Source organism: Granulicella mallensis (genome assembly GCF_014203225.1).
Lineage (GTDB): Bacteria > Acidobacteriota > Terriglobia > Terriglobales > Acidobacteriaceae > Granulicella > Granulicella mallensis_A.
Genome location: NZ_JACHIO010000001.1, coordinates 254,859 through 278,908 on the forward strand (window position 1 = coordinate 254,859; position 24,050 = coordinate 278,908).

Here is a 24,050-nt window from a genome sequence, read left to right on the forward strand (position 1 = left end):
GGTAAAACGAAGTTTACGGAAGGTCAATATCGAAACGGTAGACCTCGCTCATGCCAGCTTGCTGCAGGACGACGGGCACGCCGTCAGGTGTGACCGAAAGGCGCCACGGGGGGAACCCCGTTCTTCGAAGCTTTTTTGCATCGAAATATTTCTCCACCTTGCCAGTGGAAGGGTATGCAGCAAAGATGCCATTGTCGGCACCCTGCCGCGTATCGAAAAAAACAGTCTTCGAATCAGGGCTCCAGATAAGATCATTCACCGGCTGGTCAGTTAGTTTTGACCAATGGCCCGTCTGGAAATCAAGGAGCATAAGTGCCTGGGTACCCGATGCCGTCGCGGCAATGTATCTTCCGTCAGGGGACCAGCGAGCATTGTAGAGGCCCTCGGAGCCTGAGAGCTTTTCTTGCTGCCCGCTTTTGATGTCCCTGATTGTTATGAAGATATCTCCCTGCAACTGAAAGCCCCGGTCAACATCTTGTCCGTATGCGACTTTATCTCCCTTGGCGGAGAAGGTCGCGACCCCGCTAACCTGGGCAGCATTCGTGAGGTTGCTCACCGAAAGTCCGTCCACTGATACCTCACAGATCTGCCATGCCTCACCTGGGATTGCGCATTGATAGACGAGGTTGGCGCTGTCCGGTGACCATTGCGGCGCCCGCGTCATCCTGCCAGGTCGACTCAACTGGAGTTTCTCCGAGCCATCGGGCCGGCTTCGCCATAGGCTTCCTCCCGGAAACAAGGTGTACGCGATCCAATGGCCGTCGCGGGAGAACGTCACCGTATCGGCTGAAAGATCTTCAGGGAGTGGCTGGACATAACTGCCTTCACCTCTCGGGAGTCGAATTAATTCTCCTCTCGCCTCATGTCCGATTGCGTACAGACGTTTATTGTCGTGACTGATGATCGGTGCATTCCAGAAGTCAACAGGACCAGAGACGAGTTCCTGTTCAGTTTCCTTGAGCAGGAACTTGATATTTCGTCTTTCGTCTCGAATCCATAGAGAACTTCGATACCCCTCATCGACGACGTAGACAAAATATTTGCCATCGGAACTCCACGATCCGCAACATACCGTGTGTTCATGGGGACTACCAGCGAGAAGCGGTGTCAAAGAACCGTCGGCAACATTAATATCCAAGAGACTTTGTCGATAGTCGCCCGCCCAGGTTGTGAGGCGGATGTGCTTTCCATCAGGAGACCACTCCGGCCAATATGCAACATTCGGCAGCGTAGCGAGCGTTCTTACGTTCCCTCCCGCTTGATCGGCGAGCAAAAGCTGCCTTCCCTTGATGACAGCGAGCGTATTCTCATCGGGAGAGACCGCGATGGTTCTCCCGCTCAGACCGTCGAGATGGGACGCGCCCCCGGACGCAGACAACACGGTAAAGGGCGAAGCGGAATCCCACGGAACTCCAAAGAGCAGTCTGTAGGGTTCATGCACGATGCTCAATCCTCGCCCTCCCGTCACCGGCGACGGAATGCGCATGATGCGTTCGCCATCCGTGTTGTACAGGGCAAGGTAATTAAGGTTGTCAATTGTTTCATTCACATAGAGGTAATCGCCGTTGAGTAGAAGCGGTAGATGTATGCTCTTCTGCATCCCGTCGTTTGTAACCCCTACTGATCGAAGAATCGTCGGGTGGGGTATGGATACGTGTCCAAGATTCCATCCGGCCAGACCAAGACACACAAGGAGTCCAATAATGAGGGTGAGGAGGAGCCTTTCGCGCGTAAGGAGCACCTTCACGTCTGAATACGCGCCGGGTCTCACCTGCTTCAATATTGTGGCGAAAGGCGACCGAACGTCTTCTCTTCCCTCGTTGACCGCAGGCTTTGAGAGCTGGTCGGCTTCAATACTGGTGGCTTCAGTATTTGTAGCTTCACTACTTGTGTAGCCCACACTATTCGGAACCAGAGCTGTCGGCGCCAGGCGATACCCCTGACGTGAAACCGTCTCGATGAACTCTCCTCCATCCGGAAGCCTCCCCAGGGCTTTGCGCAAAAGGAAGATGGTTTGCGTTAGATTGCCATCTTCAACGATGGCATCCTTCCAAACAACCTCGAAGAACTTCTCCTTTGGAACGATGCGACCACGGGCGCTGACGATCAACTCAAGGGTCTCAAGTTGTCTCGTAGTAAGACTAATGATCTCAAAATCTCTGCGTAATCTCAGTGGAGATCGTTCTAGCGAGAATGGTCCAAAGCGCTCTAAATTCTTCATTTTATTACCCTTAGCCATCCAAACAAGCGTCAAACCATCAATTCCTTACCATTTGAGGACTTGCTAAGAACGTGATGCTACTTTGGGATCAATCAACGTTCGTATTAACCACAACCGTGATGCCTAGTAGCAAAAGCTATGCCATTTCAAGATTTGCAGGTATGGAAGAGTTGAAATGTGTCCTGTATTGATATCGAGATCTGGTACGTATTTGAGATTAGGTGTAACTGCCGCTCACCTATGTGACATTCGTCACATGTCACAAGCGATACGTGTGTCAAGCTCCAAGCTGGATTTTCAGGGGTCGGAGATTAGTTCCGGCCTGTATTCGGGCCCAAAGGCAAAGAACTTTCTCGTAAAGGTGGTCCAATGCACACTCACTTAGCGGTAATCACTGCTAGTTCTGACGATGTAGTAACTACGCGCTGTATGTCTGTATTTGAGGCGGAGGGTCACTCCTACCAAACGATCATCGATCCACAGAAGATCCTTCTTCTGCTTCGCGATGAGCATTCATGCGACGTCTTACTTGTTGATATGGAACTTCCGTCTTTGCGTACCGGCAGGTTTCTAGAGGAGGTGGCCAGCAAAATGGACGTATCACGGCTATGGATCATCAGCCCGATGGGGACGACCTACTGGAGAAATGACGCTGAACGATTGGGAATACGAAATGTTATCTGGAAGCCTGTGCAACGGCATGATTTTGAGCGGGTTTTAGAGACAGTTTCCGTTCGCAAAGCAGCGATATTACCGGCACCTGCCGTTAGCCAAATCTCGAGCAAGCGACACGATACGCCTTGCTACATTGAAGACTTGCCCGGTGGGCGCTACTTTCTGGCAGCATGCCCAGCCATGATGAAACTCTACGAAACGGTTTGCCTGCTTGCGGCAGTGGACGTACCGGTCCTGATTCTGGGAGAAAGTGGTGTCGGAAAGGATGTTGTCGCAGCTCTCCTCCATAAGCACTCGCTACGCTCGTCCGCCTGCTACTCGTCCTTGAACTGTGCAGCTCTGCCACCGGATCTGCTGGAAAGCGAGTTGTTCGGATACGAGGCAGGAGCCTTTACCGGGGCGATCAAAGCGAAGGCCGGAAAGTTTGAATTGGCTGACCATGGGACGTTGCTTCTCGATGAGATCGGAGAAATGAGTGCACCCATGCAGGCCAAGCTGTTGCACGTTTTGCAGGACGGTCGCTATTCGCGCTTAGGAGCGCGCACCGAGTCTCATGTTGACGTCCGGGTGATCGCAGCAACCAATGTCGATATCGAGACGGCGATCGCACAGAATGCCTTTCGGGAAGACCTCTATTACAGAATTAGCGCCTTTACGATAGAAATTCCTCCACTTCGGGAGCGGAGAGAAGAGATTCCCTTTTTGATTGAACAACTCGTGCTCCACCATGCTGGTAGTCTGCGCCGCGACCCTGTTTATATCTCTCCAGAGGTGATGACGTTGATGATGGAATACCGCTGGCCAGGCAACCTGAGAGAGCTTTCCAATTACGTCATTCGTATCCAGGTACTTGGCAACACAGACAGAGTCAAGGCAGACTTGGAGGAGCGTATCCGTGGAACACGTGGGATCCACGCGGCACCTGTACCAGTGGTTGGAGAGGATTCGCAGGAGATAGCTGGCATGCGATTAATTGTCCGGACCCAGAGGGATCGGACAGAAAGCCGGCTTATTCAACAGGCACTAGAGGAATCTGGTTGGAATCGCCGTCATGCCGCTGTGGATCTCAACATCAGCTACCGTTCCTTGTTGTATAAGATCCAACAGTATGGGCTAACCCAGAACCGGCATCACATGACACACGCGCGAAGCGCCTAATAATAAATTTGCTCTGTATTTCAGGACACATCACCGGTAGACCTCCAGATTTACCCCTACAACCTCGGTTTTCCAATCAACCGCAACAATGTGCAAAAACTTGCACATTGTTGCGGTTTGAGCTATGGTTTTCCTAACGCCGAAAGACGTGGTGATACTACCGCCATGTGCAATCAGGGCTTAGGTCTGGATCTTCTCCCCTTCAGCTAAGCGCCCCCCTCCCCCTTCCCCATAGTCTCTTTAGATCAGCGTCACTGTTCCTATACGCTCACGCCTCGTAGCGTGACACATGGGCCATCCACAGTGCGTCACGCCGGCGCTGTGTCTGAAGAGTCTTCTCCGGAGTGCAAATGAAGAACATCACAATATTACTTGCCTGCCTTCTGGCAGGCACTCAACTCGGTTGCACGCAGTCGCTGTCGCCCCAAAGCAATTCTCAAACCCTCACAGCAACGCCCCCCACAGCAACAATCACCACCACCCCCAGTACGGTAACCGCCGGCCAGTCAATCGTACTGAAATGGACAGTCACGAACGCAACATCAGTCACTATCAATGGTGAAAAAAAAGCACTCACCGGCCTCACCTTAGGAATCCCCTCAAAAAGTACTAGTTTCACACTCGTAGCGACTAATTCTACGAAGTCTGTGACCGCCGTTGCGACCGTCACGGTAAAGGCAGCGACGCAAACTACTCCGCCGCCAACAACACCACCTCCAACGACACCGCCCCCAACTACACCACCGCCAACAACAGGAAGTACCACAGCCGGTGCACCGCACATCGACTATACCGACATTAATGTCGGATCAGGAACCGGTGGAGACAATGGCAATGGCGCTTACGTACGGATCTTTGGGGATCACTTCGGCACCTCACAAGGTAGTAGCACGGTGAAGCTTGGGGGCAATCTGGTGACAGACTGCAGCCTGTGCAGTTGGAGCAATACAGCCATCATCGCCCAGCTTGGTAGTGCAGCAACCACCGGTTCGCTCCAGGTAACTGTAGACGGACTGCCCTCCAATGGATACCCATTTACCGTCGCTCCGACGACGATCGTCTTCGTTTCGGCAAAGGGCCTCGACACCAATACCGGGACCTTTAGTGCTCCATTCAAGACGTGGAGAGCAGCCTTCAATTCGCTCACATCCAAGGACAATAGCTCACCTGCTCAAAACGCGATCATCTACCTCGAGCCTGGCGTGGCAGTTAATGTAGATGATGGTCGGGGTTATAACGCTACTGTCTCGACAGACCTCGGAGGTAGTTCTCCGACAAAGCAACTCGCGATCGTGGGTTACCCTGGCGGAACGGTTAATGTTGGCAGTACATCTGTAGCAAATGGAATTCACGGCTGGGGAAAATACCTCACCATCGCAAACCTGACAATCATTGGTGGCAACTCCGCCATCGACGATGAGGCTGGCAATGTCCGCATCATCAACAACAGTCTCTCTTGCCCGGCGCCACCCGCTGGACTTGGTGGCACGGCCTGCGTGCTTGGAGAAACGGGTACACCAACGGATACATGGGTTTTTCAGGGCAACAATGTCAACAATACAGGCGGCAACGTTGATAAGACCTATCACGCCGTTTACTTCTCTTCCAATGTGAATCATGCAGACGTTGGATGGAACAATATTGGACAGAACTTCAAGGGCTACTGCCGCAGCATTATGTTCCATGCCACAACAGGAGCGAATCTATACGACCTTCATGTACATGACAACGTCATTACAGGCGGGTACTGCGACGGCATAGGCTTTGCATCGGTCGATCCGTCGAAGGGAGTGGTGGAAGCCTACAACAATGTGCTTTCTCACATCGCACTTGCATCGAACCCGTACGGTGTTGCAAATGAAGTCGGCATTGCAGTTAACTCCGACCCCGCTGGTTCATCAAGCGGTACTGTGCAGGTTTACAACAATACGGTTGTGGACGCTGGGCAATACACCACCGGGAACCAGAATGGCTGCTTTGGTGTGGTAACAGCAGGGGCAGGCTTAGTCCTTACCAACAACATCTGCTCTCAAACCAGCAGTGCAGAGCCTTACATCGAATCGGGAAGCCAGAACGTAAGTGGGACAAATAATCTGTGGTTTGGTGCAGGGACATCCCCGAGTTGGGATGCTCGGCCCGTCTCTACAAACCCGGCATTCGTCTCCACGACTAACTTCGATCTGCAATCCAATTCACCAGCGCTTAAGGCGGGATCGACTTCCAAGCTGTCCACAACAGACATCTTAGGAGACGTCCACCCGAATCCACCCGCCATTGGGGCCTACGAATAACTCTTGCCCCTTCAGATGGGGAGCGGGTTCTACCAAGCCCGTTCCCCTTTTTCAAAAACCTTGCATCACGCCGGCTCTGGCTATTCTCGTTTGGAACCTTTCGCGCGAAATATCATGACGTACATCGGGCACGGAATATCAATGCCTGAGCTAACTACAGTTGCCGCTCGCACTCTATCCCCCTCGTCTCTATGACGCGAATATCGACGAGGTCCGCCTTCATCTACGAGCTATCTTTCGCTTCCCTTTGCAAGCATGGGACAGACGCACAAAAGATGGCGCAATTCACCTAGGTGGATAGGATCAGAACCGGGAATCGTATACGCATGATCAGATCTTTTATGAGATGCAGTTGCTCTTGTTGCACAAGATTCTTCTTCTGAGACAGACTGCAAATAAGAATGTCTGCATTGTGCGCCTCGATAACATCTACAACGTTCTGCAAAGCTGCCTCTCGATTCGTCGTCGACTCTGTCTCCCCCACCCCTTCCGATAAAGGCCATTCCAAGCCAAGTTGGAGAGTATATAGAACTGCCCCAGCCTTCTCCGCAAATGCCTGGCTATACGATGAAGCTAAAACGCTAACATCGTCCAGCCCGGTTTCAACGTACAGAACACTTGCGAGACCAGCAGGAAGTCCGTATTCATTCGCCCGCACGCCGACTACAAAGAGCGAACATTGGTATGCGGGCAGAACATCTTCCAACAGAGCCTGTGCAGTGAGTTCGGCTTTCGTCAAGTCATGATTTGCAGTAACCACGAGCAGGTCTGCTTTGCGGTGTCGCGCCAACATGACGAGAATTGAGTTGACCGGGTGTCCCTCGTATAAGATCACCCGCGTTTGAATACCAGCCCCGGATAGCTTTGTCTTAACTCGCAACAAGTTCTTCCTCTTCGTATTTCGTATTCGAAGGATCTCAGGCGGGCTCATTGTCGTCGCAGGCTCGGTGGGAAGAACATTATCGATGATGTGAACGATGAGAACGAGAGAATGAAACGTCCGCGCCAGGACTTTAGCGTAATCTATCGCCGCATCTGAATTAGCCGTAAGGTCGGTCGCCAGGAGTATCCTGGACAGGCTGAAATCCTTGCGGTGAGGGTCTAAGGTCATGTACCACCTCATCCGAATGACTCAATTGGAACCCTAAGTATCAGAGAGCTCCACGCCCTACGAGAACAACCTTAACTGTCTCAAGAAGAATTGCGCAGTCTATCCCAAAGGAGAGATGCTTCACGTAAAACAGATCAAACTCCGTCTTGCGCCGCGATTCTTCAATGCTTGCGCCGTAGTGATAACGAACCTGCGCCCAGCCTGTCAGGCCCGGGAGTACAGCATGCCTCTGTGCATAGAAGGGAATGTGTTCTGCCAACAGGCGACAAAACTCGGGTTGTTCCGGCCTTGGTCCAACCAGGCTCATCTCACCCTTCAAAATATTCACTAGCTGCGGAAGCTCGTCGAAGCGATACTTTCGCAGAAATTGGCCAACAGGAGTAATGCGATCTACTTCTTCCGTTGCCCATTTCGGTGAATGATCCCCGACGGGAGATCGCATCGTCCTGAACTTATAAATCTGAAATACTTTCCCATTGAGACCAACGCGACCTTGGCGAAAGATCACCGGTCCGTCATGCTGCAGGACAATCAACAGAGCGACAAGAGCGATGATTGGCGCAAACAGCAGAAGGAGAATAGACCCAAGACATACGTCGAGCATCCGCTTCAACCGGCGCGTTACTATCCCGTGGCTATATTCGGTAGAAAAGAGGCACTGATCCAAAGTAAGATCATGCATCCTTATGCGGCCGCGCGCACGTTCGTAAAAGGTCTGAATGCTTTCGACCGGTAGTCCCTTCAACTTCCACTCCAGCATGCGCTCCAATAAATCTGTGTCTTGTCGAAAACCTTCTGCAACGATGATCCGATCGAATCTCTCGGTTGGCTCCATCCCAAGTGGAACAACTGTGTCCAGTTTGGACGGATGAGCAATCTGCGCGATCTCGAGATTCCATTCCGGGCAATCGATCACTGTCTGCTGGAGTTCCGCTGCCTCTTCAGCGGGTGACAGGATGAGCAGCCGTTCGCGTTCTCGAGGTAAAGCCAGAACGCGAGCCACAAACGCAAGAGCGGCCAGACATATTGCCACTAACAGGACACGCGAGAGCATAGGTGCCGTAGCTGGGAAAGCAATCGATCCGACGGCTAATATTAGAAAAATGAGAGCAAAGGCTCGGAGCAATCCAGTGAGAGTCGCCACATGCTGGCGAACGATCTGCAGATTATAAAGCTCGTTGTAATAGAACACAGCCTGGCAGGCGAGTCCCATCGCAACAACACGCAAAGTTGAAACCACAACGGATGCGACTGACTTTCCCTCCGGATGCATAAAGCTTGCGAGCATAAATAAAAAGGGCGTTGCTACCACCAGAGCCATAAAATCGAAGATCAGCAAACCGGCGGCGCGGGGTGGAAGTGCTTTTCCGGATATTTTCATTTCTCATGCCTCAATAGGTAACAGAACTTCCATTTGTGACTCGACGGCTGCCCGTAAAGCCAGGCTAATTCTCTCAATCTGACTATCTTCAAGTTCGGGATAGACCGGGAGAGATAACACTTGCTCGGCTGCCCTTTCAGCTACTGGCAAATCCCCCTTTCGATACCCAAGCGATCTGTACATCGGCTGAAGGTGCAGCGGTATCGGATAGTGAACCGCCGTCTCGATCCCGGACTCCAGCATCATCGTGCGAATAGCATCGCGATTGGCAACGCGTACCGTGTATTGATGAAAAACATGGGTGCGGTCACTCATTGTCTTTGGGATGACTAACCCGTCGATGTCCCCGAGTATTTGGTTGTACATCGCTGCGTGCTCAGCGCGAATCAAATTCCACTGATCCAGATAGGGCAGCTTGACGCGGAGTATTGCAGCCTGAAGTTCATCAAGCCGGCTGTTCCAGCCTTGGATTTCGCTACAGTACTTCACAGAACTTCCATGGCTTCGTAATTTCTTCAGCAGATCAGCCTGTTCCTTCTGCTTCACGACGATCATTCCACCATCGCCGTAACCGCCAAGATTCTTGCTGGGGAAAAACGAGATGCAACCGAAATCACCGAAAGAGCAAACGGGCGATTCGTGATAATCAGCTCCTAGTGCTTGAGCAGTGTCTCCAATCAAGATCAGTCCGTGCTCTTCGCAAATGGTAAGCAGCTCCGCCATGTTCGCAGGCTGGCCGTAAAGATGGACCGGAATCACGGCTCGCGTATTCGAAGTGATCGACGCTTTTACCTGGGAGACATCGATTGTGTACGAAGTTGGATCGATATCCACAAATACTGGAATGGCGCCCAATAGGCCTACCACATCGGCAGTAGCGACAAAGCTAAACGCTGGCACGATGACCTCATCGCCCGGACCTACCCCTGCAGCTTTCAGTGCGAGAAGAAGAGCGTCGGTTCCCGAAGCTACGCCGACTCCATACCCAACGCCGCAGTACTGAGCAATTTCTTCCTCCAGGGCTGCCACATTCTCACCCAAAATAAAGCTCTGGGTAGACAGTACCTTCTGTATGGCCAGTTGAATCTCATCTTGCAACGCCAGATATTGCCCTTTTAGATTGAGGACCGGGATCACAGCGCCCTGCGGATTTTTTCCCATGAGATTGGGCTCCAGTATTAGATATCGATATTTGAAGGCTGCCAACCGCTTGTAGAACCTGTGCGCCCTCTTCGGGGATATATATGCATTTCGCCTTCCAATCTTCGGCCTCATGACCCTGTTCGGGACCCTGGCGATGCAGCATCTGTAACGTCCTACATTCCCCCGTAACTACAAGCGATGCAATCAGTTGCATATCTATGTGCAAGAGCGAGGGCGGTCTTTGCGCAAGCGTTCTTTCATGCAGCCATACGGAGCACTCTAGCCTTATCACTCGGTGCATTCAGATCTACACACCTCAGAGCATGATTGGCAGGGCACATGCAACTTCGTATCTTCGATCGACAATTTTTCATCGAGACGAGGCGCTGAAACAGATGGCTCGCTATTTAGTTACTGGGATCGCAGGATTTATTGGATCGTCGCTCGCACGAGCACTTCTAGCTTCGGGTCACGAAGTGAGAGGAGTCGACAACCTTAGCTGTTCCGACATCTCAAACTTGTCGGACATTCTGTCGGATATTGATTTTTGCCAGATGGACATCAACGAGACAGATCGTCTTTGCGATTTCATGCGTGGCATTGATTTTGTGCTGCACGAAGCAGCTCTTGCGTCAGTACCTCGATCGATCAATGATCCAATGAGCAGCCATACGGCTAACGCTACCGGCACTCTAAGCGTTCTGATGGCCGCGCAGGCGGCCGGTGTCTCCCGTGTAGTCTATGCAGCGTCGTCTTCGGCATATGGCGATCAAGAGGCTCATCCAAAGCACGAATCCATGTGCCCAGCACCGCTGTCACCGTATGCCGTACAAAAACTAGCAGGCGAAAATTATGTCAAAAGCTTTTGGGCTGTACATGGTCTGGAAGGAGTATGCCTGCGCTATTTCAATGTTTTTGGACCGGGGCAGGCTGCGGACTCACCCTACTCAGGAGTCATCGCCAGATTCATCACAGATATGTTGGCCGGAGAGCAGTCAACAATCTTTGGCGACGGATTTCAAAGCCGGGACTTCACTTATGTAGCAAACGTCGTATCGGCGAACCTGCTCGCGTGCGAGGCCCCTCGCGAGGTCGTTGCAGGAGAAGTCTTCAACATAGGCACTGGCAGGAGTCAGACGTTGAATACGCTTTACGGCACCCTTGCGCGGATCTTGGACTTTCGAGCATCCCCGGCCTACAAGGAGATGCGTGCTGGTGATGTATTTCAGTCACAGGCAGATATCTCCAGAGCTCGCTCCGCCTTCGGATATTCGCCCACTCACACCTTCGAACAGGGCCTGGAAGAGACCGTGTCGTGGTATATCCAAAAGACATTGAAGGTAGCACCAAAGCACTTCGAACAGATGGCTATCAGTCGCTAAAGCAGTTTCCCTGTAGGTGTAGGGCGAGTCACAGTCCTGAGTGCGGTTTTTCCCCAAGAAAAGCGGCACTCGCTTGCTTTATCTGCTCCCAGTAACAGGGAACTACTCTAATCAAAGCGATTAAAATGCATAGCCCCCGTCCAGTGGACGGGGGCTATATCTGTTTCTCTCCTAGTCGGCATGGACCAGAGGCGTAATCCACTGACGTTGCCAGGCAATTGTCTCAAGCAGGCCCTGCTCGAGAGGAATTTTCGCCTCGAAATTCAAAAGCTCCTTCGCCTTTCGCGTGTCCGGAATCCGGCGACGAACGTCTTCGTATTTGCGGTTTGCGATCTCATCATACGGAATCAGTTTGATTGCGGGTGACCCCGACTTACCACACATCCGATAAATACGACTCGCAAGATCCAGAATGCTAACTTCTTCGTTTGCTCCGATATTGATGATCTCCTGATTGCAATTGGACGATTCCGCAGCGGCAGCGATACCACGCACGGTGTCGCTGACAAACGTGAATGACCTGGTTTGCTGGCCATCGCCATGGATAGGAATAACCTCATCACGAAGAATAGCGTCAATAAAGACGGATTGAGGACCACCCCACCAGCTCAGGTTCTGGCGAGGACCATAAGATCCGAAGATGCGCAGAACTGTCGTGTAGATCCCGCAGTCCTCTGCCATGGCCAGCACAAGATGTTCGTCATAGCGCTTAGAAGTAGCGTACGCCCAGCGGCCAACGGTTGGGGAACCCAGAACAGAATCCGCATCTTCAGAGAACGGCACATTTGGATTCTTGCCGTACACATCAGAAGTTGAGGTGATGACAAATTTTGCAGACTTCTCGCAAGCTAGCTGCAGCGCGTTCATCGTCCCTTGTGAATTGACCAGAAGCGTCTTGGTAGCTGTTCCATAGCGCGGAATCTTGTAAGCCGCAAGATGGATAACGGTATCGACTTTGTCGACGCAACGCCGCATTGCGCTCATATCGCAGACATCTACCTGGCAAAAGTGAAACCGGCTATCCCGCAAAGCCCCGTCAAGGTTCTGCACATTTCCGTGCGACAAATCGTCGACACCCGTTACGTCATAGCCGCGACTCAACATCAGGTCAACAAGATGTGATGCCAGGAAACCGGCTGCTCCAGTAATTAGTAGTTTGCTCATTTCTTTTTCTCCATAAACTTCATAATCTCGTCGATGCAATGAGCTGCGGCTTGCCCACCTCCGAATGCAGCGAGGTTCCTTGGCTGTTCAACAGCCCTTGACGAGCGCTCCAGTGCGTGCCTGACGGCCCTAAGAATCGTCTCTGATTCACTGCCTGCAAGTACGTTCCAATCATCGTGAAGCGTTTCGGTCCATTCAGTCTCGTCACGAAGCGTGACGCAGGGAGTGCCAAGGAAATAAGCTTCCTTCTGCATTCCGCCCGAATCGGTGACGATGACATCCGCCCGTTGTTCGAGCACTAGCATCTCAAGATATCCGACCGGTTCGACCAGGTGGATGTGGTCGTGACTCGACAGCATCCTTCTCCCTTCAACTCCAAGTAAGCGTGAGAGCCTCGGATGAAGGGGCAGCACAATGGGTATCGGAAACTTCGCCAGTGAAGACAGAATGGCCGTAAGCCGCTTGAAGGAATCGGTGTTCTCCGCACGATGCATCGTGACCAACGCATAGCTCTTGCCGTCAAGGCCATATTTGTCAAGCACCGCACTGGTCCGATCCGAGCTCGTGTAGTGTGCAACGGCGTCCAGCATGAGGTCGCCAACCAACGCCGCGCGGCCGCCCAATCCCTCGGCCTTCAACTGATCTATCGATGCCGTCGTCGGAGCAAGGAGAAGGTCAGAGACATGATCACTGACGATGCGGTTGATCTCTTCTTGCATCTCACGGTTGAAGCTTCTCAAACCGGCTTCAATGTGAACAAGCGGGATATGAAGTTTCGAGGCTGCAAGCGCAGCGGCGAGCGTAGAGTTAGTGTCACCGTAGATCAAAACAAGATCGGGCGTTTCTCTCATCAGTTCAACTTCAATGCTGGCCAGCATTGCCGCAGTTTGAACCCCTGGAGTTCCTGATGATGTACCAATGATCGGATGCGGCATCGCCAATCCCAGTTCTTCGAAGAAGATGTCCGACATCAGTGGATCGTAGTGCTGCCCTGTGTGCAAAATAGCGTGATCGATGCTGCAGTGATTCCGTGCTTTGTAGGCCTCTATCCCATGAAACATCATGGCCATCTTTACGAATTGTGGCCGGGCTCCCCCAATCGACATAATTTTCACTGAGAACCACCTGACCGAGGAGTAGTAGCACTCAGCAGTTGATCGGCTGGAACCTGCCGAATTACACGAGCCGGCGACCCCATCACGATCGCACGGCTCGGAACGTCTTTGGTGACAATGGAGCCGGCGGCAACTAATGCATCCTCACCGATCACTATTCCAGGGAGAACGGTTGCATTTGCTCCAATGCGAGAGCCAATTTGCATCGTTACGCCCTTGAAGTGTTTAAAGCGCTCCTCCGTACGGCCAACGTAATTGTCATTTGTGAAAGTAACTTCCGGCGCCACAAAGCAAAAGTCCCCGATCGACGACATTGCAGTAATGTAGGCACCTGTCTCAATCTTGCACTTTCTCCCAATGGTCACCATGTTTTCGACTGCCACACCGCGCCCAATAATCGACATTTCGCCGATCGTAACCTGCTCTCGTACTGTAGCGAGATCTGCGATCAGTACGCTATTGCCCACCGTTGCTCCTCGATAAATCACGGCGTGGGTACCAATCAGAACTTCATCTCCAATCGAAGCGGGCTCTAGGTCGACGTGGGAAGCCATCGCGCTAAGTCTTGAACGCAACGGCTCCTTGCCGATAACAACGCCATCATCAATCCGAACATCGCAGCCGATACTTGAGCCATCATGGACAACAACATTATTTCCCAATACGGTCCCAGCGCCGATGGTGACATCCTCACCAATCACGACATACCGACCAAAGAGCACCCCTGGATACTCTGAACGAAAAGTCATCGTCATACAGTCTTGCCTTGTCAGCGCGTTCACAGAGTTGCTCCTTTTTTTGCCTTACTCATCTCTTGAGAATGTTGGCCCACTGTTACCGGATCCCATGTCTGCAAGGCCTTGGATCGTTGCATCTGGTGCTCTTCCGCCGAAGCTCCAATTTCAACTGAAGCTTTCGGATAAATTAGCTGCTTGCCTGCTTTGAGAGAAGCCGGATATCCATGGCCAAGGATGCACTGAGAAAGAAGCCCCAGATGTCCCGAAATCGTCTTAGCGATCCGCATCTTGCTACTTCCCGTACACCGCCGGTGTAGAACAAGTGGTGCTTCTTCTATCTTGCAACCCATCGAAGACGCACTCAGTAATAGCTCGACCGCGGCGACAAAATCCCTCCTGGATGACCGCAACTCCTTGACAACAGATCCTCGGTAGGCACGGAAGATACTGGTATAGGTGTACAACTTCAAGGGTGTGAACGCGCGGTAGAGCCGAGAACATCCGCTGCTGAGGGCAAGCCTCCAGCCCTGTACCCCCTGCACGTCACCCAGAGGATGGTATGGTGACGCAACAACAATATCCGCATGACCAGAAAGAACTCTCAGAATCATTGCAAACAAATCCGACGGCTTATAGCTGCAATCACCATCAATCGTGCAAACAATATCTGCATTTGCATGGCGGAATGCCGTGCGAAACGCTTCTCCAAGGCCGCGATTTTCAGGGTGCCTGTAGGCTTCGTACTCTGCACCAGGAGGAACGGTACTGCGGATCCGGCTGAATGTTTCGTCCTGACTTCCATCGTCTACAAAGAGGTAGCAAACTTTGAAGCTTCCCGACAGGCGGCGGTGCAAGCTTAGCAGCGCCCTGCCCAGGACTTCCATAGTCTGCTCCTCGTTGTAGAGAGGGACCATGATACAAACGCTCGGAACTATTCGAAGCGGAGTTTTATTCATCGAAATCCACCCAAGGCATCATGTGCCTCCATGTTAGAGAGAGGTCTCGTTTTAGCAGCGAACGATCTTCGGTGAGTTGATTCCCTTAGTCGCATTTCGAGTATCGACAACGAGATTCGCACCTTCAACGATCGCTTCGTAGTCATAGTCTGAGTGATCCGTCACGATAACAACACAGTCGTAGTCGCCAATCGTATCCAGCGACGTGTTCTTCATACCCAGGTTGTAGTGACGTCCTCTCCCTACGGTTGGGAAGTAAGGATCGTTGTAATCTACCTTCGCCTGCTCCTGCTGCAGCAACTCAATGATCTGCAAAGACGGTGACTCTCGAAGGTCGTCGATGTCCTTCTTGTAGGCAATACCCAAAACAAGGATCTTAGACCCGCTCAGAGACTTACAACGCCGGTTCAGCGCCTCTGATACCGATTGCAACACGTGGCGCGGCATACCTTCATTGATTTCACCCGCGAGCTCAATGAACTTGGTATGGAAATCCCACTCGCGCGCCTTCCAGCTCAGGTAAAACGGGTCGATCGGAATACAGTGACCACCAAGACCCGGACCAGGATAGAAGGGTTGGAAACCAAACGGTTTCGTTGCGGCCGCATCAATCACTTCCCAGATATCGATACCCATGCGGAGCGAAAGTAGTTTCAACTCGTTCACTAGGGCAATATTTACGCAGCGGTAGATATTCTCGAGCAGCTTCGTCATCTCAGCCGCTTGCGTGGTAGAAACCTTCACCACACGACCAAAGATGTTTTCGTAGAGAGCGCCCGCCAACTGGCCCGCGATCGGCTCATGTCCGCCGACAACCTTAGGGATGTCACGCCGGGCTACGGTATTGTTGCCCGGGTCTTCGCGTTCGGGCGAGAATGCCACGTAGAACACGTTATCGCTTACATCCTTATCGGACTCCCGGGCATGGAGTCCGATGCGGCTACCCCTGTTGAGGATCGGAATCAAGATCTCTTCAGTAGTTCCCGGATACGTCGTGCTCTCAAGGATCACTAACTGGCCAACACGGAGGTGCGGAGCGATGGCTTGCGCCGTCTTCTCAATGAAGCTCAGATCTGGCTCACGATGCTCCGTGAGGGGTGTAGGAACGCAAAGGATGATCACATCCTGATCAGAGATCACGGAGAAGTCTTTGGTTGCGCTGAAACCGCGCTCGGCAGCAACCTGAATGTCTGTGTGAGGAATGCGTTGAATATAGCTGCGTCCTTCGGACAGAGACGAGACTTTTTTGGCGTCAATATCAAAACCCTGGACGACAAAGCCAGCTTCACTGAACAGGAGCGAGAGAGGTAGACCGACGTAGCCAAGACCGATGACGCCAACTTTCGCTGTCCGGTTATTCAGTTTCAGCAGTTGGTGTTCGGCGACGGAAGGGAGTGGGACTGCGATAGTGGTTGTCATGTCCGGTGTTAGGGCATGCAGGATGCCAAATGATTATGACGCTGGAGAAAACCAGGTTTCCCTCAGCTCATTCACTATCATCCCGGCAGATACTAACCGAACAGCAGCACTCTGCCCTACCCCAGTCAAACGAGTATGCAAAGCTTTGCGTGAGCTACGCAATCCGATATTCCTTCGGCGATCAAGTTGTATGCAAACAGGTTGCAAATACTTGCTCTTCTTCCTCTATGGCAGCTAAAAGGCAAAGCTAATACCGCTCAGGAGCGGTGGCGCGGCGACTTGGCCGCCTAATTGCTATCTCCGTCATCAGGATTCTTCTGAAATTACTCAATGGACTTCGGGCAAAATGCCCTTGAAGGAGGCAGGAATGGCGCAAGTCAAAGTTGGAGTGGTGGGCCTGGGAGCGTGGGGTCGTAATGTTGCGCGCTGCCTACACGAACTAAATGAGTGCGACCTGGTGGCTTGCTGCGACACGAATCCTGCGTCGCGCGCATTGGCCGAGCTGAACTGGAACGTCAAGACGTGCGAAACCCTGGATGAGATGCTGGAACGCTACCCGTCTATCCAGGCTATCGTTATCAGTTCACCCGCTATCACCCATTATCCCCTCGCAAAAAAGGCTCTTCTCGCGGACAAAGACGTGTTTGTAGAGAAGCCTTTTACGCTCGAGGTTGCACACGCTGAAGAACTGCTTCACCTCTCAGAGGTCCGCGACCGCGTTCTTATGGTTGGCCATTTGATGGAGTATCACCCGGCCGTGAACTATATACGCGATATCGTTCGCTCCGGAGAGCTTGGTGACATCTACTACGTGTATACCCAGCGAGTGAACCTTGGCCGGATCCGCGGTGACGAAAACGCCCTGTGGAGCTTCGCACCACACGACATCTCCCAAATCCTCTACATGCTCGGCGGAACGCCCACCGACGTAAGCGCTCGAGGACAGAGCTTTATCCAGAACTCAATCGAGGACGTGGTATTCCTGAGCCTATACTTCAGCAACCGCGTCATGGCTCACATCCATATTTCATGGCTCGATCCACACAAGGTTCGCAGCACTACCATCGTCGGAAGCAAGAAGATGGTGGTCTTCGACGACGCGGCCGCCACTGAAAAGCTCCGCATCTATGACAGTCGCGCCGAAATGCACCCGACTACTTCGTACGGTGAAGCGACACAGGTTCGTTTTGGCGACATTCACATCCCCCGAATCTCCAGCACAGAGCCCTTGAAGATCGAGTTCCAGCATTTTCTGGACTGCGTCGTACGGAGGCTCCGTCCTCGCAGCGACGCATACGACGGACTGCAGGTAGTTCGGATACTTGATTCAGCCCAACGGTCCCTCGATATGGATGGCATTCCCGTGGCACTCCAACCTGAGGAAGAGAGACTACATGCCCCGAGCCTCCCCTTGAAGAACCGTAGCTGGAGACCGGCCCCTGATGTATCCATCAGTTTGCCTGCCTTCGCCTATATGTCAGAGCTCTCACAAAAAGGCCCCCAATGATAGTGATCACTAGAATGCGCACAGCGCTCACTCGGCCGGAGCTCATGGTAATCGCCTCCGCTTTATTCGCTACGGCCGGTCAGGTGATCCTCAAGTACAGCCTGCATCGCGATCCTGCATCATTTGGCGCCCACGGCCAGGAGTTAACAGTCTTACGGGGTGTTTTGCTCGGCTTGTCTGTCTATGGGATTGGAACAGTGCTGTGGCTTCTTGCTGTCTCGAAACGTGAGATCAGCTATCTTTACCCGCTTGCCTCCATCAGTTATTTACTCGTCGTACTTTCTGCACATTTCTTCCTCAACGAGCCTATCCACGCAGATCGGTGGGTCGGCATCGGATTGATGACACTAGGGATCGGGTTGCTCACCTATGGAGCACCGGAGGAGCAGCCACGATGACAACATCCAGTAAGGCAGCCCTCATTCCCTGGCTGTCATTGGTCGGCAGCATTGTGATCGGTGCCGGCGCCCAGGTTTCGCTAAAGTACGGCACCAACTCCCGCAAAAACGCGACCGGGACTCTGTCGCGATACCTATCTCCATGGGTTGGGTTGTGGGCAGCAGGTTTCGTGGCCGCGACCATACTTTGGCTGATCGCCCTCGCCCACCTCGATCTCTCTTATGCCTATCCGATGCTGGGCCTTAGCTACGTCCTTGTGACGGGGATGGCCGCTTTCATCCTCAAAGAACCCATATCGCGCTTGCATTGGGTTGCCGTTCTTATGATCGGTGCCGGCGCAGCCTGCATAGCGAGGAGCGGACTTTAAATGAGCCATTCAGAGACCAGGGCGTCGCATATCGTTATCGTTGGCTCAGGATTTACCGGGATGGTCTGTGCCTTGGACCTGCTCAAAGCCGGCTACCGCGTTACGCTGCTTGAAGCCGGCCTTGAACCCGGAGGATTGACATGCGGCCAGAACTTCGGTGACTTCACGTGGGATCGGTTTTATCACTGCATCCTGACTTCGGATGCTGCCCTGTTATCCCTCCTTGACGAGCTTGGGTTGAGCAACAAACTTCGCTGGACTGCAACCGAAGTTGGCTTCTTTTCACATGGCAAGCTTTACAAGCTCACGAGCCCCCTGGATCTCCTCCACTTCCCTCTTTTGTCCCTGCTAGACAAGCTCCGGCTCGGACTTGGGACGTTGTATATCTCGCATCTGAGCAATGGGAAGGTGCTCGAGGACATCCCGCTCGGCCCCTGGACTCAGCGAATATTCGGCAAGAAAGTCTACACAGAGATGTGGGAGCCCCTGTTCCGGTGCAAGCTGGGCGAAATGCGCCATTCCGCTTCTGCAGCATTTCTCTGGGGAACGATCCGCAGGCTCTACTCGACTCGCGAAAACGGTCCACAGAAACAGGAAAAACTCGGCTATGTGGCCGGCGGCTACACTACAGTCTTCAAAAAACTCTACGACAGTATCACAGCTCGCGGTGGCGAGATCATGACCTCGACCCCAGTGACATCCGTCGCGTCTCTGCCGAGCGGCTCAGGACAATCCGGCCGCGTCAGAATCACCTCTGGGAACAAACAAAGCGACTGTGACGGAGTTATCATCACAGCGCCTAACCGCGCCATTCTTGGCTTCCTCCAGACGGACGATGTCACCTACACCGAGAATCTCTCCCGCGTGCAATATCTAGGATTGATCTGTGTTGTGCTGATACTCAGGAAGCCTCTCAGCGAGTTCTACGTAACCAACATCACCGAGGAGAGCCCTTTTACAGGCGTCATCGAGATGACAAACCTTATCTCGACGATGGACGAAACCGCTGGGCATCATCTCGTATACCTGCCTCGCTACACCCAATTTGATGACCCTCTCTTCAGCGCTGACGAGGACTCCGTGTGGGCCACCTTTGAGCCTGCCCTCAAGCGCATGCACCCCGGGCTTGAGGATGCCGACATCAGCAGGCGCTTTGTATTCAGAGAGCGCTCCGTTCAGCCCGTACCGACCCTCGGATACTCCCGAATAGCACCACCGGCCGCAACTCCACTGGCAGGTGTTTATGTGGCGAACACGGCGCAGATCATCAATAACACCCTGAATAACAATGCAATGACGGAAATCGCTCATGCGTCAGCTCGGCGCTTGATGCAGGATATCCCGCCTACTCTGGCAGCCACGGCCAGCAGTTCTCAAGCGGACTCGGTTCTCGTACCCCGTTCAGAACAACAGATCGCCTTTGCAGGAGGTGGGCGCTCATGAGCTTTATCGATGCACTTGTACAACATTTAGCTACCCGTTTTTTTTCTCAACGGCCAGCGCTGGCATTCCTGACATTGTCCGTCGTACTTTACCTCCTCTCCGTCATCATTCGGTGGTTGTCCCGAAATAACGGGTGGATGAAGAGGCGTGTTGACGCACGGATTATTCCTGGCGTGAAAGATCCCTCTCAATGATGCTTCATAGCCCAACGACTTCTACGACTCACAGGCGACGAGTTCTCGCGTATCACGAGTTCTCTCAGCAAGTGTCTTCCGACGTCTACGAGATGACTCCGGATGCCTTCTCCAGACAGCTTGAGGTCGCGAAGACTGCGGCGCAGCGGACAGGGACGCACTTGGAAGTCACCTTCGATGACGCCCATCGCTCGCAATTGACGCTGGCGGTTCCCATACTGGAGAAACATGGGATATTGGGGCACTTTTTCGCTCCTGCCGCCTGGATAGGTGCGCGCAAGGAAACGGCTAGTTGGAGAGAACTACGAGATCTCGTTGCTGCTAAACATCGCGTAGGTTCCCACGGAAACACCCATACTTTGCTCACCCAATGCTCTCCGCAGGATCTCTTGTCGGAGCTTGTAGATTCACGCCGTTGTCTCGAAGATAAGTTAGGCAATGCCGTCGATACGATCTCTATGCCAGGCGGTCGATGGAATACGGCGGTCTGCGCAGCCTGCATCGGAGCTGGCTATAAAGAGCTCTATGTTTCGGAGCCGGTCCTCGGGCTTCATCCCATTCCCTCAGCCCTCAGTGGAAGCATCGCTCTTGTTGGCCGCCTGGTTGTGCGCCGAACCATGACAGATCAAACTGTAGCCAACTACGTGGCTCACCGCTGGGCTACAAACGCCAAACTGCTTGCAGAATCCGCAGTAAAACGGCTCCTCAAATATTCGATAGGCGAAGCCCGATATCAAGCCCTCTGGGCAACGATCCTCCGGTCGCCAAATCAAACGACTTAATCAGTTCTCACGATGGGGGCTAACTTGCGTGTCCTTCACCTCATGTCGAGTGCAGGCTTCTACGGAGCCGAGAACGTAGTAGCGGTTCTTTGCTCACAACTCCGGGCCGTGGGACACCATGCGAACATTGCGCTTTTCGATAGCAGCAATCTACCAACCTCGGACCTGGAGAGGCTGACAACTGTCTGCGGTCACGTTCCTGTAGACCTGCGCTTCACGGGACGTTTCGACATCCGTGCCCTCATACGGCTAGCTAGATATCTCCGCTCCGAACGGGTGGATATTCTGCACACTCACGGCTATAAGGCGGACATCTACGGCTTCATCGTGGCAAAGCTTAGCGGTTGCGCGATTGTGGCGACCTGTCACAATTGGACTAATCGAACAGACTCTCTGCAGTCCTATGCAAAGTATGATCGCCTCATACTGCGCTGGTTCAACGCCGTGGTTGCGGTTTCAGAAAATGTCGCGTCGATTGTCGATGACAGTGGCGTATCGAAATCAAATATTCGGCTCATCTATAACGGCATCGAAACGAAGACATATCAAGCTTGCGCTCCCGGAACCGAATCCGGCGTGCCAGTCATTGGTGTGCTATCACGGCTGTCTGAAGAGAAGGGCGTCGACGTCCTCGTCCGCGCTCTTCCATCGATCTTGAAAGACTATGGAAGAGTTCATTGCATCATTGCCGGAGACGGTCCGGATCGCACATCCCTCGTCCAACTCGGCATTGAATTAGGTGTCGACCAACACGTTCAATATCCTGGTTTCTGTGCAAACGTACCGGCTCTTCTTGGTCGTTGCACCATCGTCGCTCATCCTTCACGCATCGACGGAATGCCCATCGCAGTCCTGGAAGCGATGGCAGCTGGCGCGCCGATTGCCGCCTCCGCCGTAGGAAGCATCCCCTATCTACTTGATCATGGGCACGCGGGAGTTCTTGTCCCGAGTGAAGATCCCGCAGCTCTTGCCGAAGCGCTCCTTCATCTGCTGAAAAACCCCGAACTACGCCGAGATCTGGGAGAAAGAGCACGTGCGCGGGCTATCGCGGAGTTCGATGCCGCAGTCATGACTCAGAAATACATTGAACTCTATAGAACACTCCTTCCAGGACAACGGCTTCGGCCAACCGAAGTAGTGACAGATCAACCTGCCTGGTGGGCCCAATGATCACCTCATCCATCGTCGAAGACGCCACAAACGTCACTGAACAGCCACCTCACTTACGCGTTTGGCTGATAGACGCCTTCTGCTATACACCTTGGTATACCGCTGAACTGTCTTGGGCATTGAGAAACACCGGAGTAAACCTAAAGCTCATCTGCACCCCCCACCTGAAGGAACCTGCATTTTTCGCACAGCAGGACATCACGCTCGACCCTGCGTGCGAGCAAGTATCCAGGTGGTTCCGAAAGACTCCTTCGATCATTCGAAGGGCGGCTCGTAACGCCGACGTATGGCGGACGATGCAACGGCTCATCGGAGAGTTGAACGCAGGAGATCAGGCAAAACCTGACATCATCCACCTGCAGCAGACTCCTCTCCTCAATCGTGGCATCTGCCTGGACTTCAAGCTATTAGAAGCCGCGAAAAAGGCTGGTGTCCCGGTATTGCATACGGTTCACAACGTGTTGCCCCATGATAGCGGGGACCATCTACGCAACATCTACGGACAACTCTACAACGGTGTAGATCATTTGATCTGCCATGACATCACGGCAGCACACCGCTTGAACGAGGAGTTTTCGATTCCGCTGAAGAAGATCTCCGTGATCGGCCATGGGCCTCTCTTCGCCCCTGCTCATGCCCCTAAGGAGTGGGAGATCCACAATGCACGCCGGCTATTGAATCTGCCCGAGAATGCATCCATCGTTTTGTGGCAAGGCATACACGCACCCTATAAAGGCGTAGACGTGCTTCTTGAGGCCTGGAAGCTCGCCCTGGCCCAGGGTCTCCAAGACGTCGTGCCTTCCCCACTCCTTCTGATTGCTGGCTCCGGACCGAAAGACTTCGAGGCCACTATCCGTCTGGCCGCCCAGCATCTTGGGGGCACCGTTAGAGCCGACCTGCGCTATATCGAAACTCGTGAATTGCCTCTGTACTACACAGCCGCCGACATACTGGCTTATCCGTATCGAGCGATCACTACAAGCGGAGCCTTGCTCACCGGCCTGACCTACGCCAAACCAATCATCGCCTCTCGATTGCCCGCGTTTGAAGGCTATCTTGATGACCGGGGAAATGCCATCCTTGTTGAGCCCGGCAACGCCGAACAGCTCGGAATGGCAATTCTATGTCTTCTCAAAAGCCATGCCGCAGCAAACATTGGGAATGTCGGAGGTGAGGCTGTCTGCTACTTACAGCTAAAATCCGCTGCTCTCAAAAACACATCCAGATACATAAGCTGGGGCCAGATTGGAAATGACACAGTAGCCGTCTATCAACGCTGTGTTGCATCTTCCCGCAGATAGATCAAAGCATGTGCAACGTATTGCATAGTGCAGCTGCAAATAGGTCTATTTACAAGCACTCGACGTGAATGTCCCAAGCTTTTCCCAGGTTTAATGTTTGGTCAGCGAATTGCCTCCATCCATCTCATCAAGAG

General features: G+C 52.9%; 19 protein-coding genes. 10 read left to right on the forward strand and 9 right to left on the reverse strand.

Features of this window, described 5'->3' with window-relative positions:
• Window positions 1-13 precede the first annotated feature (13 nt).
• Entirely contained in the window at window positions 14-2,254 is a 2,241-nt protein-coding gene (locus tag HDF15_RS00935; RefSeq protein ID WP_184252403.1) for a winged helix-turn-helix domain-containing protein, read from the reverse strand.
• Window positions 2,255-2,650: 396 nt separating this feature from the next.
• Here HDF15_RS00935 and HDF15_RS00940 point away from each other — a divergent pair, with 396 nt between their 5' ends.
• Complete coding sequence (locus tag HDF15_RS00940; RefSeq protein WP_260330745.1) at window positions 2,651-4,054, forward strand: sigma-54-dependent Fis family transcriptional regulator; 1,404 nt, start codon at window positions 2,651-2,653, stop codon at window positions 4,052-4,054.
• Between the two features lie 350 nt (window positions 4,055-4,404).
• The gene (locus HDF15_RS00945) at window positions 4,405-6,345 is read left to right on the forward strand and encodes an IPT/TIG domain-containing protein (RefSeq protein ID WP_184252405.1); all 1,941 of its coding nucleotides are present in this window, start codon (window positions 4,405-4,407) and stop codon (window positions 6,343-6,345) included.
• Window positions 6,346-6,634: 289 nt separating this feature from the next.
• Here HDF15_RS00945 and HDF15_RS00950 read toward each other — a convergent pair whose 3' ends face one another.
• From HDF15_RS00950 to HDF15_RS00960, 3 genes are read right to left on the reverse strand one after another with little or no spacing between them, the layout of a single operon-like run.
• Window positions 6,635-7,456 (reverse strand): universal stress protein, encoded by an 822-nt coding sequence (locus tag HDF15_RS00950; RefSeq protein WP_184252406.1) that lies wholly within the window; start codon window positions 7,454-7,456, stop codon window positions 6,635-6,637.
• Between the two features lie 40 nt (window positions 7,457-7,496).
• The gene (locus HDF15_RS00955; protein WP_184252407.1) at window positions 7,497-8,837 is read right to left on the reverse strand and encodes an exopolysaccharide biosynthesis polyprenyl glycosylphosphotransferase; all 1,341 of its coding nucleotides are present in this window, start codon (window positions 8,835-8,837) and stop codon (window positions 7,497-7,499) included.
• A 3-nt stretch (window positions 8,838-8,840) separates the two neighbouring features.
• Complete coding sequence (locus HDF15_RS00960) at window positions 8,841-9,998, reverse strand: DegT/DnrJ/EryC1/StrS aminotransferase family protein (RefSeq protein WP_184252408.1); 1,158 nt, start codon at window positions 9,996-9,998, stop codon at window positions 8,841-8,843.
• 377 nt (window positions 9,999-10,375) lie between these two features.
• Here HDF15_RS00960 and HDF15_RS00965 point away from each other — a divergent pair, with 377 nt between their 5' ends.
• Window positions 10,376-11,362 carry an NAD-dependent epimerase/dehydratase family protein gene (locus HDF15_RS00965; RefSeq protein WP_184252409.1) on the forward strand — a complete coding sequence of 329 codons (987 nt, stop codon included), beginning with the start codon at window positions 10,376-10,378 and terminating at the stop codon, window positions 11,360-11,362.
• 171 nt (window positions 11,363-11,533) lie between these two features.
• Here HDF15_RS00965 and HDF15_RS00970 read toward each other — a convergent pair whose 3' ends face one another.
• The 5 genes from HDF15_RS00970 to HDF15_RS00990 are packed head-to-tail and all read right to left on the reverse strand — an operon-like array spanning window position 11,534 to window position 16,753.
• A complete protein-coding gene (locus tag HDF15_RS00970) occupies window positions 11,534-12,565 on the reverse strand; it encodes an NAD(P)-dependent oxidoreductase (protein WP_260330746.1) in 1,032 nt (343 codons plus the stop codon).
• Window positions 12,523-13,632 carry a non-hydrolyzing UDP-N-acetylglucosamine 2-epimerase gene (wecB, locus tag HDF15_RS00975; RefSeq protein WP_184252582.1) on the reverse strand — a complete coding sequence of 370 codons (1,110 nt, stop codon included), beginning with the start codon at window positions 13,630-13,632 and terminating at the stop codon, window positions 12,523-12,525. Before wecB ends, HDF15_RS00970 begins: the two co-directional genes overlap by 43 nt.
• 5 nt (window positions 13,633-13,637) lie before the next feature.
• Window positions 13,638-14,396, reverse strand: a complete 759-nt coding sequence (locus HDF15_RS26150) for an N-acetyltransferase (protein ID WP_184252410.1) — start codon at window positions 14,394-14,396, stop codon at window positions 13,638-13,640.
• A gap of 23 nt (window positions 14,397-14,419) precedes the next feature.
• A complete protein-coding gene (locus tag HDF15_RS00985) occupies window positions 14,420-15,334 on the reverse strand; it encodes a glycosyltransferase family 2 protein (protein ID WP_260330747.1) in 915 nt (304 codons plus the stop codon).
• A 51-nt stretch (window positions 15,335-15,385) separates the two neighbouring features.
• Window positions 15,386-16,753, reverse strand: a complete 1,368-nt coding sequence (locus HDF15_RS00990) for a nucleotide sugar dehydrogenase (protein WP_260330748.1) — start codon at window positions 16,751-16,753, stop codon at window positions 15,386-15,388.
• Window positions 16,754-17,120: 367 nt separating this feature from the next.
• On the opposite strand from HDF15_RS00990, the gene HDF15_RS00995 reads away from it, so the two are divergent.
• The 7 genes from HDF15_RS00995 (at window position 17,121) to HDF15_RS01025 (ending at window position 23,916) form a co-directional block, all read left to right on the forward strand.
• Complete coding sequence (locus HDF15_RS00995) at window positions 17,121-18,260, forward strand: Gfo/Idh/MocA family protein (protein ID WP_184252412.1); 1,140 nt, start codon at window positions 17,121-17,123, stop codon at window positions 18,258-18,260.
• Between the two features lie 14 nt (window positions 18,261-18,274).
• Complete coding sequence (locus HDF15_RS01000) at window positions 18,275-18,658, forward strand: EamA family transporter (RefSeq protein ID WP_184252413.1); 384 nt, start codon at window positions 18,275-18,277, stop codon at window positions 18,656-18,658.
• Entirely contained in the window at window positions 18,655-19,026 is a 372-nt protein-coding gene (locus HDF15_RS01005; RefSeq protein ID WP_014266705.1) for a hypothetical protein, read from the forward strand. Before HDF15_RS01000 ends, HDF15_RS01005 begins: the two co-directional genes overlap by 4 nt.
• Window positions 19,027-20,469, forward strand: coding sequence for an FAD-dependent oxidoreductase (locus tag HDF15_RS01010; RefSeq protein WP_184252414.1), 1,443 nt, complete (start codon window positions 19,027-19,029; stop codon window positions 20,467-20,469).
• 265 nt (window positions 20,470-20,734) lie between these two features.
• Window positions 20,735-21,445: a polysaccharide deacetylase family protein gene (locus HDF15_RS01015; protein ID WP_184252415.1), complete on the forward strand. Its 711-nt coding sequence runs from the start codon at window positions 20,735-20,737 to the stop codon at window positions 21,443-21,445.
• A gap of 24 nt (window positions 21,446-21,469) precedes the next feature.
• Window positions 21,470-22,615, forward strand: coding sequence for a glycosyltransferase family 4 protein (locus HDF15_RS01020; RefSeq protein WP_184252416.1), 1,146 nt, complete (start codon window positions 21,470-21,472; stop codon window positions 22,613-22,615).
• Complete coding sequence (locus tag HDF15_RS01025) at window positions 22,612-23,916, forward strand: glycosyltransferase family 4 protein (RefSeq protein WP_221314220.1); 1,305 nt, start codon at window positions 22,612-22,614, stop codon at window positions 23,914-23,916. The genes HDF15_RS01020 and HDF15_RS01025 overlap by 4 nt, the downstream gene beginning before the upstream one ends.
• The last annotated feature ends 134 nt before the right edge of the window (window positions 23,917-24,050 follow it).

Bases quoted from the DNA above. Each gene is read 5' to 3' on its own strand.
- HDF15_RS00950 (WP_184252406.1), bottom strand. From the start codon at position 7,456: ATGACCTTAGACCCTCACCGCAAGGATTTCAGCCTGTCCAGGATACTC.
- HDF15_RS00990 (WP_260330748.1), bottom strand. From the start codon at position 16,753: ATGACAACCACTATCGCAGTCCCACTCCCTTCCGTCGCCGAACACCAA.
- HDF15_RS00995 (WP_184252412.1), top strand. From the start codon at position 17,121: ATGGCGCAAGTCAAAGTTGGAGTGGTGGGCCTGGGAGCGTGGGGTCGT.
- HDF15_RS01025 (WP_221314220.1), top strand. From the start codon at position 22,612: ATGATCACCTCATCCATCGTCGAAGACGCCACAAACGTCACTGAACAG.
- HDF15_RS00960 (WP_184252408.1), bottom strand. From the start codon at position 9,998: ATGGGAAAAAATCCGCAGGGCGCTGTGATCCCGGTCCTCAATCTAAAA.
- HDF15_RS26150 (WP_184252410.1), bottom strand. From the start codon at position 14,396: ATGACGATGACTTTTCGTTCAGAGTATCCAGGGGTGCTCTTTGGTCGG.
- HDF15_RS01010 (WP_184252414.1), top strand. From the start codon at position 19,027: ATGAGCCATTCAGAGACCAGGGCGTCGCATATCGTTATCGTTGGCTCA.
- HDF15_RS01000 (WP_184252413.1), top strand. From the start codon at position 18,275: ATGCGCACAGCGCTCACTCGGCCGGAGCTCATGGTAATCGCCTCCGCT.
- HDF15_RS00985 (WP_260330747.1), bottom strand. From the start codon at position 15,334: ATGAATAAAACTCCGCTTCGAATAGTTCCGAGCGTTTGTATCATGGTC.
- HDF15_RS00955 (WP_184252407.1), bottom strand. From the start codon at position 8,837: ATGAAAATATCCGGAAAAGCACTTCCACCCCGCGCCGCCGGTTTGCTG.
- HDF15_RS00940 (WP_260330745.1), top strand. From the start codon at position 2,651: ATGTCTGTATTTGAGGCGGAGGGTCACTCCTACCAAACGATCATCGAT.
- HDF15_RS00945 (WP_184252405.1), top strand. From the start codon at position 4,405: ATGAAGAACATCACAATATTACTTGCCTGCCTTCTGGCAGGCACTCAA.
- HDF15_RS01005 (WP_014266705.1), top strand. From the start codon at position 18,655: ATGACAACATCCAGTAAGGCAGCCCTCATTCCCTGGCTGTCATTGGTC.
- HDF15_RS00965 (WP_184252409.1), top strand. From the start codon at position 10,376: ATGGCTCGCTATTTAGTTACTGGGATCGCAGGATTTATTGGATCGTCG.
- wecB (WP_184252582.1), bottom strand. From the start codon at position 13,632: ATGTCGATTGGGGGAGCCCGGCCACAATTCGTAAAGATGGCCATGATG.